This window comes from Saprospiraceae bacterium (genome assembly GCA_016716185.1).
In the GTDB taxonomy this organism is placed as follows: domain Bacteria; phylum Bacteroidota; class Bacteroidia; order Chitinophagales; family Saprospiraceae; genus Vicinibacter.
The window spans coordinates 2,466,988-2,484,940 of the sequence record JADJWV010000002.1 but is presented as its reverse complement, the minus strand read 5'-3'; the positions used below and the strand labels follow the sequence as shown (position 1 = coordinate 2,484,940).

Genomic DNA, 17,953 nt, shown 5'->3' with positions numbered 1-17,953 from the left:
TGTAGCCTGTAGGGGAATCCCTGCCTGCGTGACTGCAACCGGGTTATGAAACAAAGACAGAGGTTAACGCAGTCAGGTAGGGAACCCCAGTATCGGAATGGAAATAAATTGATATGGAAATGAAAGTTGAGCGGGAATGATAAATCTGATGTAGCCCGTAGGGGTAAGTAATGTAGCCCGTAGGGGAATCCCTGCCTGCGTGACTGCAACCGGGTTATGAAACAAAGACAGAGGTTAACGCAGTCAGGTAGGGAACCCCAGTATCGGAATGGAAATAAATTGATATGGAAATGAAAGTTGGGCGGGAATGATAAATCTGATGTAGCCCGTAGGGGAAAGTAATGTAGCCCGTAGGGGAATCCCTGCCTGCGTGACTGCAACCGGGTTATGAAACAAAGACAGAGGTTAACGCAGTCAGGCAGGGAACCCCAGTATCGGAATGGAAATAAATTGATATGGAAATGAAAGTTGAGCGGGAATGATAAATCTGATGTAGCCCGTAGGGGAAAGTAATGTAGCCTGTAGGGGAATCCCTGCCTGCGTGACTGCAACCGGGTTATGAAACAAAGACAGAGGTTAACGCAGTCAGGTAGGGAACCCCAGTATCGGAATGGAAATAAATTGATATGGAAATGAAAGTTGAGCGGGAATGATAAATCTGATGTAGCCCGTAGGGGTAAGTAATGTAGCCCGTAGGGGAATCCCTGCCTGCGTGACTGCAACCGGGTTATGAAACAAAGACAGAGGTTAACGCAGTCAGGTAGGGAACCCCAGTATCGGAATGGAAATAAATTGATATGGAAATGAAAGTTGGGCGGGAATGATAAATCTGATGTAGCCCGTAGGGGAAAGTAATGTAGCCCGTAGGGGAATCGAACCCCTGTTCCAAGAATGAAAATCTTGTGTCCTAACCCCTAGACGAACGGGCCGTCAAAAGAGGTGCAAATATAAAGCAGTTTCTAAATTCACTGAACATTTGCGGCCATTTTCTATTTATTTTGCAGCTAAGTAACAAATTATGAAAAGAATCGCCATCAACGGATTTGGGAGAATCGGACGGTTAACTTACCGTTTTCTATCTTCCAGGCCTGAAATTGAGGTCGTTGCAATCAATGATCTCACCGATATACCCACTTTAGCTCATTTATTGGAGTTCGATACTGCACAAAGAAGATTTCAAAAAAACGTGGGTTTTAATGAAAAGGCTATCTTGGTTGATGGCAAAGAATTACTGACGTTTAACCAGAAAGATCCCAGAAATCTGCCCTGGAAAGAACTTCAAATTGATTTGGTCCTGGAATGTACGGGGATCTATCTCACCAGGGAAGCCGCCAGTATGCACATCGATGCGGGGGCAAAAAAAGTGATCTTATCTGCACCTCCCAAAGACTCCGATATACCCACCTTCGTGACTACCGTCAACGACGGGGTTTTACCTGGTGGGGAATTCGTAATTTCCAATGCATCTTGCACGACCAACTGCCTTGCGGTGGTATTGAAAGCGATCCACGAAAATTTCGGAATTGAATTTGCCAGCATGAATACCATCCATGCTTTTACCCAGGACCAAAGACTACAGGATGCGCCACATAAGGATTTAAGAAGGGCCAGAGCAGCATCGATGAATATCATCCCCACCAGCACCGGAGCCGGATCTGCAGTGGAAGCCGTTTACCCGGCTATAAAGGGGAAACTGATGGCGTCATCTTACCGGGTGCCTATCATTACCGGGTCTTTGATCGAACTGGTATGCAAGCTGCAAAAACCTGCTGATGCAGACGCTGTAAATCAAATGTTTAGAGAGGAGGCTAACAACAGACTCAAGGGCATACTCGAATATTCTGAAAAACCTTTGGTCTCCACCGATATTATAGGAAATACACACAGTGCTATTTTTGATGCACCTCTTACAAATTACAAAGACGGATACCTGAAGGTAGTGGCCTGGTATGATAATGAAGCTGGCTATTCGGCGAGGCTTGCAGACTTGTGTATTAAATTTGCTCACCATTAATTGAAGTTGAAGTGAAGAATTTGGAATTGTCTGGCAAATATGTTTTGCTGCGGGTAGACTTTAATGTACCCATAAAAGAAGGGATTATTCAGGATGATACAAGAATTGCAAAGTCACTGGATACGATAAAATATTTAATCGATCAAAGAGCCAGGGTGATCATCATGTCTCATCTGGGAAGGCCTTTAAAAGAATTACTGCCAGATGGTCAAATCAACTTTGCAAAATTTTCGTTGAAGCCTATTTCAAAAAAACTGGAAGAAATGCTCAATGTCAGGGTCTTGTTTTCCACCGATTGTGGCGGACCCGACAGCATTGATAAAAGGAATGCATTGGAAACCGGAGAAATTCTCCTGCTCGAGAACACGCGATTTAATAAACAAGAAGAAAAAGGACAGGCGGAGTTTGCTCAACAGCTTGCAGCTCTGGGCGAGTTTTACATCAACGATGCTTTTGGAGCTGCCCATAGGGAACATGCAAGTACCGCAACCATAGCCCGCTATTTCGATAAAAACCACAAAGCATTTGGATTTCTCATGCAGCGCGAGGTGGAAAATGGCAAAAGAGTGCTCGAGAATCCGGTAAAGCCATGTACCGCAATTTTGGGTGGTGCTAAAGTTTCAGATAAGATCTTGCTTATATCCAATCTTATGGAATTCTGCGATGCTATTTTAATTGGAGGCGGAATGGCATATACTTTATTAAAAGCACAAGGCTACGAAATTGGCCATTCACTTTGTGAAACAGATAAACTTGAATTGGCTCTCGACCTGATTCAAAAAGCCCGGGCTAAAAATGTGAAGTTGTTGCTTCCGGTAGATCACCTCGCAGCCCACAGTTTTGATGATCAGGGCCCGGCAATGTTATGTACAGACCAAAACGTGCCGGAAAACCAAATGGGACTCGATATAGGACCCCAAACCATCGAACGCTACAGGGATGAGATATTAAATTCGAAGACGCTTATCTGGAACGGACCCATGGGCGTATTTGAAAAACCTGCATTCGAAACAGGGACCCGGGAGATCGCTCTGGCTATCGCTGAAGCAAGTACCAATGGCGCTTACTCGCTGGTAGGTGGTGGAGACTCTGTGTCGGCGGTAAAAAAATTTAAGTTAGCGGACCAGGTCAGCTTTGTATCTACCGGGGGTGGAGCAATGTTGGAAATGCTCGAAGGGAAAGTGCTTCCGGGAATTGATGCCATGAACAACTAACGATCGTTAGGAAATTTTTCAATACAGGGGATCATGCATGAATGCTCGTAATATGGATTGGCATTTTGTTCTGTATCTTTTGATAAGCTCAAGACAAAGTTGATTCAATATTTTGCTTGAAATTTTAATTGAGAATTTCAGGACCGCTTAGAAACCAATTTCTTTGTTATCTTTGGAAACAAACTAACAACACCACCATGATTTCCAAAAATTTTAAACTGGCTTTGAGAGCAGCAGTTTTTTTTCTGATCCTGACCGCTGTTTTTCATTCCCTGAGCTTTGTGAGCAAACCACAACCCCAAAACGACCAGGAAAAACAACTTATTGAAATCACAAGCACTTATCAGATGGATCTTGGAGGCGGGATCTTCAGAACGTATTCTGAAATATTTACTGCCTTGAGTTCCTGCTTCACTTTGATTTGTTTATTTGGAGGATTTCTGCTTTGGTTCCTGATGAAAAACCAGATCGATACCGCTATTTTTAAAGGAGTCCTTCATATTTACCTCATCATTTTTGGCTCGATGTTCGTAATCATGGCTTGTTTAACCTTTTGGCCCCCAATTATCTGTTGCGGCTGCATAACCGGGGCTCTGATTTGGGCCAGGTTGGTTGCCTGAGACTGAAAAACCGGAGTTTCTGGGTTCATCAGTTCACCATGCATACAATCTGGGTAACCAAGTCTGCTGGAGCCCAGCTTCATTTATTGATAATTTTACTGTCAATGGGCAAAAAAGGATTTTGGGGAAACGGATATTCCCTGAGGTCTCCGCGCCTCCTTCGCGAGCTCCTCGGTTAAAAAAAAATGAGGAAACTTCAACCAAAAAATAGGGTTGGAGATTTCGGGAAATACAAAAAAAGTAAATGTCGCGAATTGAACCGCAGAGATCACTGAGTAGGCACTGGGTTCGCCGGGAATTCCAGTAGGGCTTTCAGCATCAATTGCCAATCAGAGTTTTTATAAAAACCTGACAGGATCTTTATTTTCCATTTTGCTATAATCCGGAAAACTTGCGAAGCTTGTTTACATTTTGAACAAGGAAGCTCGCTTGCTACAGGAAGATCTTCCATAGTATCCCAGAGCAAAATTGAATTCGAGATTTAACTGGACAAATGCAGCATTGGTGCTTTTTTCTGAAGCATAGGGTTGACTTGCTGATGAAGGATTGGGGAATCCGGCTGCTTTGCCTTCATCATTGACCATATCTGTGAAGCCATATCCCAGTCTAATGCCTAGCATCGTTGTGAAGTTCTCGTAGTTGAAGATATATCCACCGACTCCAAACACACCAGAGATATAATTTTTTTCGTAGTATTTTTTAACATCTGTTTTTTCCGGATCGGCAGGATCATACTGGTTTACTTTGTTTATAAGCGATAGCATGGGGCCTAACTCCACATACACACCATTTCTTTGGTTGCGATATAAAAGGGCCAGATCCAGGTTTTTCCAGTTGATTTCATGAATGAGTTGGGTGTTATTTCTGGAATATTCAAATTCCTGGTTGTAAGAGGCAAGATTTGCTTCAATGGTAAATCCATTATACAAACCAAAGAACATCCCAAATTTGCCCCCTAATGAATATCCTGTGCTCAATTTATAATCGTATTTACTGTCGTCGAGTATATTGGAATTCAGAAAACCGGTAAGGCCATAACCGAGCTTTACTCCGGCATCCCACCAGGCATATACTTTTTGAGCATTGGAAATGGAACAAACGAATAACAGACAAACAAATAATCCGAGTTTTTTCATAAGGAAAGATTCAGTTGATTTACAATAATAAGTTTTTCAAAAAGATAAGGCCAGGGCAAATTTAATCAATTATTCAATAATCCACGTCTGAGCATTTCGGTGTGCAACAAGCCTAATTCCCTGCTCATATCGCCGGTGATACTGGTGTTTTCCTTAGCTCTGCGTGTCAGATAAGGAATAATTTCCTTTACCGGACCATAGGGGACATATTTAGCAACGCAATAACCCTGGGAAGCAAGATTAAAAGTCAGGTTATCGCTCATCCCCAGCAATTGACAAAAGTTGAGAAAAGGGTGATCCTTTGCGATGTTCCTTTGCGTCATCAGTTCAGTTTGGAGTAATGTACTCTTTTTATTATGGCTGCTGTTGCACAAACTGATTTGTTCGTGATGATCTATGCAAAATCTTATAGAATCATCGTATTGTATATCAGTTTGTTCTTTGTTTGGCATGATTGGATCTTCATAGCCCAATTCCTTTGCACGATGCCTTTCTTTTTCCATATAGGCACCTCTCACAATTTTAGCTCCCAGGATATAATTTTTAGAACGAGCATCTTCAAAACTTGCTTTCAAATAATCGAGCTTACCCTTCCTGTACATCTGGAAAGTATTATATATAATCGGCTTTTCTTTATTGTAAAGGACCATATATTTATCTACCAACTGGTCAATTGGATTTTGTATCCAGGATTCTTCTGCATCTATGAAAAGAGAAACTCCATGTTCAAGTGCTTTGTTGCAAAGCTCTACAAATCGCTCCTCGAGTCGTTCCCAGGCAATTTGATCGTGGGCATTTAAAGGATCACCCGAATGCAATTTTTCCAGCACAGAGAAAGGTATGTAACCGGTAAGTTTGGTACTGATTCCAGGTACATTGGGATTCGATGCTGCGAATTCAATGGCGCGTAGATTTTCTTCGAGCGTCTTGTTGAAATCGTCTTCCGTTTCTTTGGCTTCGACACCAAAATCGAGAATAGTGAGCGCATTTTTGAAATGGAGTTTATCGACCACTTTTTGACATTCCAATAAGCTGGTTCCTCCACAAAACTGATAGAAAATAGTTTCTCGAATAAGCGGGTCAAAAAGATGAAAGGGAAATTTTGCAGCAAGGTTGCCCAAAAAATTTCCAACGCTGACCACTTTGGGTTTGTTCATAAATTTAAACAGCCAGTAGGTCTTGCGGAGTTCTCTGTCTGACTTATGGGAAAAGGCTATCTCCGTATTGCTAAAGTCCAAATGAGGCTCGTCAGTTTCTTCCATAGTTGATTTATTGGTTCCAGAATAACCAGGATAATTCCGCTTGCAGGTGCAGCATTTCCAGGCCGTTCTTAATATGGCAAGCTCTTTCTGCTCCCAGAGTCAAAAATAGGGTTTTTTCAGGATTATAGACCAAATCCATGAGGTAGAAACTTTCGTCAAACCGGTCGTAAGGGAGATCAGGACATGCATCGACATCGGGAAACATGCCCAATGGGCTGGTATTGATAATGAGTTTCCAGGCTGGATCCCAATTTAACCGCAGGTGTTCATAACTCAATCCCTTGCCTGAGGAAGAGACTACCTGAAATCCAATTCCCTTGATTTTTAGTGCATGTCTAACGGCTTGAGAAGCCCCACCACTGCCCAAAACCAAAGCTTTGTGGGGAAATTCAGATGGTAAGAAATTTTCTAAACTTAGTAAAAATGCATCGGCATCAGTGTTGTGTCCAATCCAGGCCCCATCCATTTTACGAAGGCAATTCACTGCCTGGATGTCCATACCGGTTTCAGTGAGTTCATGGATGTATTTAATGATGCTGGTTTTATAAGGGATCGTAACATTCAGTCCGTGAAGATTTTGTTCTCGTTTTAGAAAATCATCCAAGGCGGATTCATTTTCAAGTTCATATAGGGTATATTCATGACCGAAGATATTTTCTCTTGCCCACTTTGATTCAAAATAGGTTTTCGAAAAAGAGTGTTTCAATGATTTACCGATCAAACCAAAATGTGCCAATGGGTCTTATTCTTAAACTACTTGTATTTAAAATATTTTTTAATCTGTAAAAATGTTGCCTCAAGTGAAACCAAAGCACTTACGTTGAAGCTAAACTCAAAATACACTTTTCCCTGATGATCCATAATTCTTCCGGATTATAAGGAATATCCGGAGTGGTTAAAAGCCATTGTTTGAGAAAATTTTTATGAAAGTTAACTTTAAATTCTGTAATTTGATAAGGTTCAATTTCAATTTCTAACAAAATATCTTCCGCATAGTTTTGGGTGGAGAAATAAGGATTTGTGCAGTCCACAATATTTCCTCCTATCTTCAAATAATTATGAGCTTCCGGGATATAATTGAGTTTAAACTCCATCAGCACCTTTCCCACCTCACCGGTGTTTTCTTTTGACATTTTATAAACTCCCAGAATGAGTTTTACTGCATCTTCTCCATTTTCTGTGGATAGTTGTTTAAGCAAGGCATGCTTTGTACTGCAGGTTCCGGAATTCTCTGTAAAAACAGAAAGGAATTCAAATTTATTCTTGTTGCGACCATAGGGGATGTTTTTGACAAATTCGCAAGCATCCGAAAAGTAATGTATGCCCGATTCGCGAAATTTTTTAGATACCGGGAGACAGGAGTTTATTTTAAAATTAAAATCCAATGGAATTTCGATTTTATAAATCGCAAAAAAAACGACAAAAGTCAATATCTAAGCGAATCTCATTTTGTTTCAAAAATAAATTAGAAGATCGTTCTGATTGGAGATTGGTTCTTGCAAAACCCAGTTTTTAATCGGCTTTAATTACAATCGCTGCCAATATTGATCTGATTTAAATCCAAACCCAAATCCACATCGTTTCAACTAACCATGAATAGAAACAAAGTAAAGCATGTTCGGTCCATTATCGAAATAAAATGTTGACCTTTTCTAATCATTTATTCTGCAAAATATGCAATTGGAATCGTATATCCTGAAACATTTGAACTTCTACCGGCTTCACCGAAATCTGTGGCAATTACATTCATGCCTAAAAAAGGAGCCAGGGTACCGGGAGTCATTGGTTTGGCCTTAATGGTGAATGTCAAAATAGTGCTGGTTTTGGCTGGACTGATTGGTAAGGTTACATCCAAGACATTGTCATTTCCTATCACCAAACTGGATAAAACGCCGGCAGCAGCAGTAGCATCGGTAATTTCAAAAAATTCTCTGTGAAGTCCAACCCTTAAATTAAAAAGTCCAACGGTATCACTTGCTGTAATGATAGCCCGGTATGTTTTACCTGGGTTCACATCCGGTGTAATTTCTGGCGGAGTTGGCTCGATAGTAACGCCTTCAATTGTGTATGTTTGGCTGAAATGTTCGCCAATAAGCCGAACTGAAATTTTTGGGGGTGTACTGTCAGGAATGGTGCGGGGCACATGACGGGAATCACAGGAATTTAAAACAAATGCAATCATTCCAAATCCACAGGATAGCATAACTGAAAACCGAATCATATTTTTCATAAGAATGGAATTTTATTGGCTTATGAATGAAATTATAACCCCCGAATTTTCATTAAAAAACCGGATTATTATGCAAAATAATAAAAATTCAGGAATTTTCCGGATTTACATTTTCCAATGAAAGATATTCAAAATTGTATGAGTTGAACTTTGTATTGTGGATGGTGCCCAGGTGAAGTTCTTTTTCCGGCATATTTTCTTGAGCACATTGCTAATCAGTTCAGCTTTTGGATTTCCAAAAATGATTTACTGTCGGTAGTTGCTTGGACAATAATTTTCAATCACCAGACCATTTTTAAAATTCCTAAGAATCTTATATTACCTGATTAGGAATCATCTGATGATTTATCATTAGGTTCAATCAAGCACATTGAGTTTTAAGAAGAGTCGGAACGTTCTTGCTATTCTTTAATTTTTGAACTTAATGATTTTCTCAATCTTGCTTTTGCGATCATTACTTAGTATTTGTATGTAGTATATACCAGGCTCCAAAGATTTTCCAATCGCAAATGATCCGGCTTGTCCTGAAATCTTATTTTTTTCAACAATCTTAGCTGAATTATCGAAAATGATATAGTATAAATTTTCAGCGTTTGTTTGCATCAACCTCAAATAAGTCTGACTCGAAAACAAATTAGGATAGACTTCAAAATCTAATTGAATGTGGACCTGATCATCAGCCACCGGATTTCCTTCGGTCATCAGAAATGCATCGATGGCAGCTTCGACCAGATGACCTGTTCCGTAATCGCCGGCAACAGCCATCAATCTTAGATCTTTCAGGTTTAAGGTATAGTCTTTTATCCTTAATTTTTCAACGGCAATCCAGCTGGGATCATTGGTCTGCGTTGAAAGCAAATAGATCGTATCGCTGGTTGAATTGTGATTTGAAATGAGATAGAGATTAAAACTATCGTTTGGATTGTTGTTGCCGCTATTGGCAAACCAATAGTTAAGGTTTAGTAGAGGTTCGCGATAACCAGTGAGGTCCATAGAGGGGCTGATCAGAATGGTCGTCCCTTCATCGACATCGTCGCCGGAAGGATCCGCTGAACCATTTCCCGTGACGTAGCATTCAAATCCAAAATCATTCTCTACATCGAGCTCCGTCTGAACCGGCCTGCTGTTTCTAATCGTGCCCAGAGGTTCGGCCCGAATCCAGGCACCCGTTGTTGCGGTTGTGCTGGTTGTCCATCCAAGATCAAATAGAAAATCGTCCTGATAACCTTTCTCGACCAGAATGACGATATCACTGACGGGTTTCTGAGAATCCATCAGAACTCCGGCATGGAGATAACCCCATTTGCCAGCAACTACCTGATATTCCAGATTGTCCTGTAAAACCGGAACAATGGATTCTCCAAGCGCATTGGTGACAGATTCCATTTTACTGTTTGGATTGAATATAGCAACGTGAGCTCCTTCGATTTCTTTGAGGCTCCCTTTTTCTTTGACAATGATCCGCTGGATCAAAGTCTGTCTTTTAACCATCTTCACATCGCGAATGGTGACGACTCCATTTTCAAGAATTACTTCTACACGCAATGGCAAATAATCGGGATGTGTGAATTCAACTTCGTATGGTCCGGCTGTGGCATAGCCGGTTTTATACTGGCCTTTCAGATTGGTTGTTTCTTCATTTTTGCGTGGAGTTTTTAAAATTACCGAAACATTGGATATCACCTCATTTGTAATACTATCTGTAACTTTTCCTTCGAGATAACATGCTCTCACATACTCCGGTTTGATCACAAATAAACCGCCCTCAATATCTGAAGCGACAATGGTACCGCTAGGTAAATAAGGACTCAATCCCCAGCATCCATGAAAACCTGTTTGATTGCCAAAGTAGGTATCTACAGAACCCACTTCAATCAGGTTGTCTGGTTTATGGGCATCGATTATTTTAACTCCATCCGTATAGTAAGCCGTGATTAAATATCCATTGAGGTATCTCACATTGTGAGGGATTACCCCGGTGCCTTCTGTATCTTTTGGCCTCCACTGATCTAATAATTTGATATCACTCAAATCGCTGATGTCATAAGCTGCCACAAATGCATTTTCTCTTTCATCGGTTGTAAACACAAATTTTGAATCATCTGAAATCCAGGAATTGTGCGTAAATGAAAACGGGGTATTGATGGTTGCCATTTCTCGGACATTCATCGGGTCTTTTACATCCCAGATAGAAAGTAGTCCTTCATAAATGTCGGAGGAATACATGGTATCATTTCTGACGAAATTATCGTGACAATATCTTTTGGTTTCGGAGCCAAGAAAAACAGGATTCTCAGGATCAGGCTTTAGATCAAAAAACAAAACACCCCTCCATCCTCCACAGCCATTCAGGCTCATGATTCCCTTTTCATCGATGAAAATGGTATGGCAGGTACTTATTTCTCCTGTCTGATTGTTGGCTGTAATCTGAGTTGTCCAAAATTTGTGGCTGATTTTATTGGGAGCTGCTTTCATATTGATGATGATCAGGCCGTCTGAACTTGCATCAGTCACTCCATAGATGTAATCTCCATAAGAAAAAACCTCCCGCCAGGTGGTATTGACTCCGGATGCCCTGTATCTTTCAATAGGCTTTGAAGGATCTTCCAGACTATAAACAACCAGGGCTGTTCTGGAACCTAAAGCTGCATATTCAATGCCGTTTTTGTCGACAAAGTGCCAAATCCCGCTTCCGCCTTCCGGAGCGGGCACATGAGCAACTATTTTCATGTTTAAATCGCCATCCTGAGCACTCAATTGAAGAGAAACCAGACAAAAACAAACTAAAAGATATTTTAAATTCATGTGGGCTTTATTAAAATTCGGGCAAAAATAGAGTTAAGTTTATATAAATTTTAAATATTAACGATTTGGAGTGTGGGTTGTGCCTAAAATCGAAACATTTAGCAGGTTTTCCCTAAACCAGTTGCTTTAAGCAGTAGTCTGAATATATTTGCGGCTTATTTTTTAGAATATGAAAGAGGTTATCAGTCAACTCGAAAATGGTATTTGTATCCTGACCATCAACAGGGAGCATACCATGAATGCCCTTAATCACGATGTAATCAATGACTTATACGAAGCTATCGACAACATAGAAAAGGATATTGACCAGATAAAGGGTTTGATCATTACCGGAGCCGGGCAAAAATCATTTGTTGCTGGAGCCGATATTTCTGAATTTGTAGGCCTGACAAGAAAGGAAGCTATAGCACTTGCAAGAAAAGGTCAGGCGCTGTTTTCTGAAATAGAAAAACTCAATATTCCGGTCATTGCTGCAGTGAATGGGTTCGCATTGGGAGGAGGATGCGAATTGGCTATGGCTTGCCATATCCGGGTAGCAAGTACCAATGCAAGGTTTGGGCAACCTGAAGTAAACCTCGGACTGATTCCGGGATATGGAGGAACACAACGCATGGTTCATTATATTGGGAAAGGGAAGGCAATTGAATTGTTGATGACCGGGGATATGATCAGTGCCGATGATGCATTTCGCCTGGGTTTGGTGAATCATGTAGTTGAACCAGACCAGGTTATTGAAAAGTCAAAAGAAATTATATTAAAAATTGCAGCTAAGGCACCCATAGCGATCCAGAAAGTAATTAAAATCGTAAACTCCTATTTTGATTATGAATTGCCTGGTTTTGAATTTGAACTCGACTCATTTGGGAATCTCATGATTACCAAAGATGCCCAGGAAGGAGTAGATGCATTTTTAAGTAAGCGAAAACCAAAATTTTCAGGCAACTAAATTCATGTTCGAATACCATAAAGATAAGGACAGGTATTTTGAAATGCAGTATCTGACTGCCAGGGAGTTTATCATTCCCTTTATTCTTGAAAACAAAAAAATTTTACCGAAAAATACCGTTTTGGAAATTGGCTGTGCCGAAGCAGGTGTTCTGAAAGCATTTTTAGAACTGGAAACCTTCGCCACAGGAATAGACCTCAACAAGAGCAGAATTGAACTGGCCAAAGATTATCATGCGGCTTCCGTAGATGAAGGGAGAGTTCGATTTTTATGCGAGAACATTTATAAGCTTGACCCCAATTCCGGAGACATGGGTTTTTACGATATCATCATTTTAAAAGATGTAATTGAGCACATCCCTGACCAGCATAAATTTATCGGGCATTTAAAAAAATTTCTCAGGCAGGATGGAATGGTGTTTTTTGGATTTCCTCCCTGGTACATGCCCTTTGGCGGTCATCAGCAAATGTGCCGTTCGAAATGGTTGTCGAAAATGCCCTGGATTCATTTGCTGCCGAGCTTTCTTTACAAAGCACTTTTGTTGCTGGGGAAACAACAGCAGCCGGTGGTGGATGAATTGCTGGAAATCAAAGAGACTGGAATCAATATTGAGCGCTTTGAAAAAATTTGCAGGGATCATCAGTTGTCTGTTGTTTCAAAACGATTTTATTTTTCCAACCCCATTTATAAATTCAAATTTGGTTGGGAGCCTAAAATTCTTCCGGCACTTTTTGCTGGTCTTCCATTCTTCAGGAATTTTTATACCACCGCGGCTTATTACCTGATTCAGAAAAACTAAACAGAGTTTTTTAATTATGTTGCTCGTTCAGCAGATATGTAAATAGAAATCCAACTTCGATATTTAAAAAGTAATTGTTTAATCAAGGGGATTATTAGAAGTGCCCTCAATTTATACTGATCTCAGCATACCTAAAGTTTTTTGTTGGTCTATGGTCAGAAATCGCAACTAAAAAATAAAAGAGGAAACGAATTCATATATCCAGACAGAGATCGGGAAGACAGTCCAAGATCATTCAGAAATAGCTGATATCCGGCAGTTACTCAAATCTTTAACCCACTTAAAGATTTTAACTATAAAATTGGAAGATGTATTGGACAAAGATCCAGATTTGAAATTAGGAGAGGAAATCTACTGCGAATTAACCTCCACAAAAAGTTTTAAACTTCTTGATATACACTTCCCATAACTCATTTTGCTCTTTGACTTCGTCGTCATCGCAAAAATCTGTGACTTCAAGGATCGTCTCGTTGGTAATGTCAGTTTTATAGATCCGAAATTGAAGGAATTCTTCATCTCTGTCATCCCAAACGTACTTAACCAGTTCTTCCTCGATGTCGATAGCCAGTGTGGCTTCTTCGTGATCGCCTTCCCAATCGAAGGTATATCTATCGCCAATGTTGTCGACCCGGTCGCAGAACCAACGCACCATACAGGTGGGCTGAGTCGCAAATAAGTAAACCGTCGCCGGCGACGATTTGAACATGAAATCAATTTGTATCTGAACTCTTCCCATTGGATGGATTTATTGCGATTTAATGACGCATTCTTGCAAGAAGCGGCAATATTAGAATTGTTTACATATTTTTTGTCATAAACTTGAACTTTTTTTATTTGCAAAACATTAAATCTATTTAGACCTATTTTTGCGGGTATGGCATTATTTTCGCAACTTATTTCATCCCGGATCGTTTTTCTTCATATAAATTATTGGTTAGTAAAGAATTATAGATTAATCTCCCTTACATGAGGCAACTAAAAATTACAAAGTCGATTACCAACCGAGAGAGTCAGTCACTCGAAAAATATTTACAGGAAATTGGGAAGGTCGACTTGTTGACACCTGAAGAGGAAGTCGATCTGGCTAAAAAGATCAAACAAGGGGATCAGTTGTCGCTCGAACGTCTTACCAAAGCGAACCTCCGTTTTGTGGTTTCAGTAGCCAAACAATATCAGAATCAAGGTCTTTCCCTGTCGGACCTGATCAATGAAGGAAACCTGGGATTGATCAAAGCTGCTCAGCGTTTTGATGAAACCAGGGGTTTTAAATTCATTTCATATGCTGTTTGGTGGATCAGACAATCCATTCTGCAGGCACTTGCAGAACAATCGAGAATCGTGCGTTTACCCCTGAACAAAGTGGGTTCGCTCAATAAAATAAACAGGGCATTTTCTGAACTCGAGCAGGAATTTGAAAGAGAACCTTCAGCCGAAGAACTTGCTACCATGCTCGAAATCCCAACTGAAGAAGTTGAGACTACCATGGGAGTAGCTGCTCGTCACGTATCCATGGATGCCCCTTTTGTCGAAGGGGAAGACAATTCCTTGCTGGATGTTCTGGAAAATGACAGCACTCCGGCCACGGATGCCAAACTGGAGTTCAAAGATTCCCTTCGGCAGGAAATTGAGAGAGCTTTAGGTACATTAACCGACAGACAAGCCGATGTGATTAAATTGTATTTCGGAATAGGGGTAGAACACCCCGAATCACTCGAAGACATAGGAGATAAATTCGGACTAACCCGCGAGAGAGTCCGCCAGATAAAAGACAAAGCCATTAATAAACTTCGTTCTGCTTCCAGGAGCAAATTGCTGAAGCAATACCTGGGTTAACCGGATAAAGTTTTTTTTGCTGGCCATCGACTTTTTACAACATTTGCGAAAAAAATGATATGAGTCTAGTTAGCCAAAACCTTGCTGCAGATCTCGAATTGAAAGATTGGAGGGAAAAGGAAAAAACAGCCCTTGAATTAAGTAAACTCGTCGGAGATCTCAGATTTGACCGGTCCATTGAACTGGTCTTGTTCCGGAAAGATCTTTACGATGCTCGTCCGAGCCAGATCATCAGCGATCATCTGTTTGCAAAAAACTACATCGACAAACCACTTGATCTGAACCTGAGTCTGGAAATTTCTAAGATTATTTCTAAAATGGACAGCCTTCAGCCTTCTAGAATTGATATAGGCAAACTTGCCTCGGAGTGGGAAATGAAGAAAGATGGACCAGAAGATCTTTTGAATTTTATTACCTCAAAACTTATATCGGGGTTCGAAAACAGCAATGGCAAATTTGATGCGAGGGATGTTGTACTTTATGGCTTTGGACGAATTGGGAGGTTGGTAGCGAGACGGCTGATTTCTCAAACAGGCAGTGGCGAACAATTGAGGTTGAAGGCCATCGTGGTGCGCGCCGGAATGAAAGACCCACACGAGGAAGTGTTAAAGCGTCTGGCGCTACTCGAAACGGATTCGATACACGGCAACTTCCCGGGGGCTATAGAAGTCAGTGAAGATGGAAAAGAAGCCATCATAAATGGCAACAGGATCAAAATCATTTTTGCAGGACATCCATCGGAGATCAACTACGAGGATTATGGAATTAAAGATGCTTTGTTGATCGACAATACCGGACTATACGATACGCGTGAAAAATTAAGCGTACATCTGCGTCCGGGTATTTCTGAAATCATACTCACCGCACCAGGGAAAGATATTCCAAATATCGTTGTAGGAGTCAATCACGAACTTGCCGATACAGCCAATGAAAACATTTTTTGCGCAGCTTCATGTACTACAAATGCGATTGTTCCGGTCATTAAAGTGATCGATGAGGCTTTTAGGCTTGAAAAAGGCCATATTGAAACTGTTCATGCTTACACCAGCGATCAGAATTTACTGGATAATTTCCACCGGAAACCAAGAAGAGGGAGAGGAGCACCGATCAACATGGTCATCACCAGTACCGGCGCAGCCAGTGCCGTAGCAAAGGTATTGCCCCATTTAAAAGGAAAACTTACCGGAAATGCAGTTCGGGTACCGGTACCAGATGTATCTCTGGCCATACTCAATTTGAGTCTTGAAAAAAATACAGATAAGGACCAGATTCTCGCCAGATTAAGAGATGCGAGTTTACATGGCGAATTGGTAGAGCAATTGCATTATTCAAATTCCAATGAATATGTGTCCAGCAACGCCGTTGGAACAACATGTGCTTGTGTTGTAGACGCACCATCTACAATCATGTCTGCAGATGGTAAAACCGTTACCATTTATGCATGGTACGATAATGAATTCGGTTATGCCTGTCAGGTGGTTCGCCTTGCCAAATACGTTGCGAAGGTGAGAAGGTTTACTTATTATTAATGGACAAAGATCCTCAATCCCAATACAAGATCTGGCAGCCCTTGCTTTTAGGATTGGTTGCGGCCATTGGCTTTTATGCCGGCATCAAAGTAAAACTGGTAAAACCTTCTGTGGATCAGGTCACTGGAACAATAAAGCTTGAACAAAATCATTCCCAAAAGTTACAAGATGTCATTTCGTATATTCAATCGAAATATGTGGATAGCATCCAGCATGAAACATTATTGCAAAATGCTCTTGAATCTTACCTGGAATCCCTGGATCCTTATTCGGAATACATTCCTCCAACTGATTTTACCAGATATCAGAATGCTCTAAAGGGTTATGAATTTAATGTAGGTACGGAGCTTTATTGGATCGATACCAATCTTGTATTTTTCAATACGAAGCTTCATGGCGCTGCTTATAAATCCGGGATCCGCAACGGTGATTTTCTGCTTGAATTGAATGGATACTCCGCTAAAAAGGATTCAATTCAAATGAAAGATATCCTGTTTCAAATTGAAGAGTCAAAAATAGACTCCATTTGGGTTAAGACATTTCACCGAAGTACGAACGAAATAAAACTCCATTCCTGGAAATCAGAAGCATTCGAAGAACCATCGATCAAGTGGGCTCATTTGGTAAACAACAAAGTTCTTTATTTGAAAATTGACCATTTTATCAAAGGAACCTACAGGGAGTTCATGGAAGTGATGGAGGAGTTTGTGGAAGGGAAGAAGGCTGAAGATCTGATTATAGATTTGCGTGGAAACCAGGGAGGACTTGTCAATGAAGTGGCTTATGTATTAAATCAGCTTATCCGGGACAAGGACCGGTTGCTTTTTAAAACTACGGGTTTTCATATCAAGGATAAAGAGTATAAATCTACTGGGAATACCTTTTTTAAAATTAGCAGAATCGCTGTCCTCATCGATAGTTGTACTGCATCTGCAGCCGAGCTTTTTGCTCTTTCACTTCAGGACTTGAAAAGGGCTCGGGTCATTGGCGATACCAGTTTTGGTAAATCCATGATCCTCGAACAATTCAATCTTGCTGACGGTTCAGCAATCCGGCTTGCCATAGGCCGTTTTACAACACTGGGAGGGCGAAACATTCAACGCAATTACCAAACCAAGCCCTGGCAGCATTACGAAGTTAATGTACAAAGCAATTCTTTGCTACCCCATGGGGTTTGGCCAGATGTAGTTTTTGAAGAGGGTAGTAAAAATAAAAATAACAGGGATTTGCTCGATTACATCGACAAACTCGTAGTAAAAAACCTACCGACTCTTTCGGTAATAATTAGCGAGCATCCTGATCGCATTTTCGGCAATAAAGACATCGACTCTTTTGTACGTGCAGAATATCAGAATTGTCCTAAAGATCTCCTTTCCGGTATGAAAGCAGACGATTTTTCAAGCTTGTACAAATACGCAATTTGCGCATGGATCTTTGGTCCTGAAATAGAGGGACGCGCCAGACTTCAACATGATCCGATCATCCAGCTTGCCATCGGAGAACTCGGGAAGAATTGATGCTGGATGAAAGTTGTTAGATGTTAGTTACGAGCAGATAGATGTTGG

At 40.8% G+C, this 17,953-nt stretch carries 15 protein-coding genes and 1 tRNA gene; 8 read left to right on the top strand and 8 right to left on the bottom strand.

The window, feature by feature from the left end:
- Positions 1–857: 857 nt before the first annotated feature.
- Positions 858–929: transfer RNA gene (locus IPM34_11525), tRNA-Glu, on the bottom strand.
- Between the two features lie 89 nt (positions 930–1,018).
- On the opposite strand from IPM34_11525, the gene gap reads away from it, so the two are divergent.
- From gap to IPM34_11510, 3 genes are all read left to right on the top strand, one after another.
- Positions 1,019–2,014: a type I glyceraldehyde-3-phosphate dehydrogenase gene (gene gap, locus IPM34_11520; protein MBK8956167.1), complete on the top strand. Its 996-nt coding sequence runs from the start codon at positions 1,019–1,021 to the stop codon at positions 2,012–2,014.
- An 11-nt stretch (positions 2,015–2,025) separates the two neighbouring features.
- The gene (locus IPM34_11515; protein MBK8956166.1) at positions 2,026–3,228 is read left to right on the top strand and encodes a phosphoglycerate kinase; all 1,203 of its coding nucleotides are present in this window, start codon (positions 2,026–2,028) and stop codon (positions 3,226–3,228) included.
- A gap of 197 nt (positions 3,229–3,425) precedes the next feature.
- Positions 3,426–3,848, top strand: a complete 423-nt coding sequence (locus tag IPM34_11510; protein ID MBK8956165.1) for a hypothetical protein — start codon at positions 3,426–3,428, stop codon at positions 3,846–3,848.
- A 404-nt stretch (positions 3,849–4,252) separates the two neighbouring features.
- Here the strand turns inward: IPM34_11510 and IPM34_11505 are convergent, their stop codons facing one another.
- The 6 genes from IPM34_11505 to IPM34_11480 all read right to left on the bottom strand — a co-directional run bounded on the left by IPM34_11505 (position 4,253) and on the right by IPM34_11480 (position 11,281).
- On the bottom strand, positions 4,253–4,984 hold the full coding sequence (locus tag IPM34_11505) for a hypothetical protein (protein MBK8956164.1): 732 nt from the start codon (positions 4,982–4,984) through the stop codon (positions 4,253–4,255).
- Between the two features lie 65 nt (positions 4,985–5,049).
- Positions 5,050–6,141 carry a proline dehydrogenase family protein gene (locus tag IPM34_11500; protein ID MBK8956163.1) on the bottom strand — a complete coding sequence of 364 codons (1,092 nt, stop codon included), beginning with the start codon at positions 6,139–6,141 and terminating at the stop codon, positions 5,050–5,052.
- Between the two features lie 112 nt (positions 6,142–6,253).
- On the bottom strand, positions 6,254–6,982 hold the full coding sequence (gene aroE / locus IPM34_11495) for a shikimate dehydrogenase (protein ID MBK8956162.1): 729 nt from the start codon (positions 6,980–6,982) through the stop codon (positions 6,254–6,256).
- A gap of 79 nt (positions 6,983–7,061) precedes the next feature.
- Entirely contained in the window at positions 7,062–7,568 is a 507-nt protein-coding gene (locus IPM34_11490; GenBank protein MBK8956161.1) for a hypothetical protein, read from the bottom strand.
- A gap of 338 nt (positions 7,569–7,906) precedes the next feature.
- On the bottom strand, positions 7,907–8,476 hold the full coding sequence (locus tag IPM34_11485) for a hypothetical protein (GenBank protein MBK8956160.1): 570 nt from the start codon (positions 8,474–8,476) through the stop codon (positions 7,907–7,909).
- Between the two features lie 408 nt (positions 8,477–8,884).
- A complete protein-coding gene (locus IPM34_11480) occupies positions 8,885–11,281 on the bottom strand; it encodes a choice-of-anchor B family protein (protein ID MBK8956159.1) in 2,397 nt (798 codons plus the stop codon).
- A gap of 169 nt (positions 11,282–11,450) precedes the next feature.
- Between IPM34_11480 and IPM34_11475 the strand changes: the two genes are divergently transcribed.
- Together IPM34_11475 and IPM34_11470 are read left to right on the top strand one after the other, a co-directional pair.
- Positions 11,451–12,227 (top strand): enoyl-CoA hydratase/isomerase family protein, encoded by a 777-nt coding sequence (locus tag IPM34_11475; GenBank protein ID MBK8956158.1) that lies wholly within the window; start codon positions 11,451–11,453, stop codon positions 12,225–12,227.
- A 4-nt stretch (positions 12,228–12,231) separates the two neighbouring features.
- Positions 12,232–13,026 (top strand): methyltransferase domain-containing protein, encoded by a 795-nt coding sequence (locus IPM34_11470; protein ID MBK8956157.1) that lies wholly within the window; start codon positions 12,232–12,234, stop codon positions 13,024–13,026.
- A gap of 361 nt (positions 13,027–13,387) precedes the next feature.
- Here the strand turns inward: IPM34_11470 and IPM34_11465 are convergent, their stop codons facing one another.
- On the bottom strand, positions 13,388–13,762 hold the full coding sequence (locus IPM34_11465) for an activator of HSP90 ATPase 1 family protein (GenBank protein ID MBK8956156.1): 375 nt from the start codon (positions 13,760–13,762) through the stop codon (positions 13,388–13,390).
- A gap of 230 nt (positions 13,763–13,992) precedes the next feature.
- Between IPM34_11465 and IPM34_11460 the strand changes: the two genes are divergently transcribed.
- The 3 genes from IPM34_11460 to IPM34_11450 are packed head-to-tail and all read left to right on the top strand — an operon-like array spanning position 13,993 to position 17,905.
- Positions 13,993–14,859, top strand: coding sequence for a sigma-70 family RNA polymerase sigma factor (locus tag IPM34_11460; GenBank protein MBK8956155.1), 867 nt, complete (start codon positions 13,993–13,995; stop codon positions 14,857–14,859).
- Positions 14,860–14,918: 59 nt separating this feature from the next.
- Positions 14,919–16,388 carry a glyceraldehyde-3-phosphate dehydrogenase gene (locus IPM34_11455; GenBank protein ID MBK8956154.1) on the top strand — a complete coding sequence of 490 codons (1,470 nt, stop codon included), beginning with the start codon at positions 14,919–14,921 and terminating at the stop codon, positions 16,386–16,388.
- The gene (locus IPM34_11450) at positions 16,388–17,905 is read left to right on the top strand and encodes a hypothetical protein (GenBank protein MBK8956153.1); all 1,518 of its coding nucleotides are present in this window, start codon (positions 16,388–16,390) and stop codon (positions 17,903–17,905) included. The genes IPM34_11455 and IPM34_11450 overlap by 1 nt, the downstream gene beginning before the upstream one ends.
- Positions 17,906–17,953: the final 48 nt, after the last annotated feature.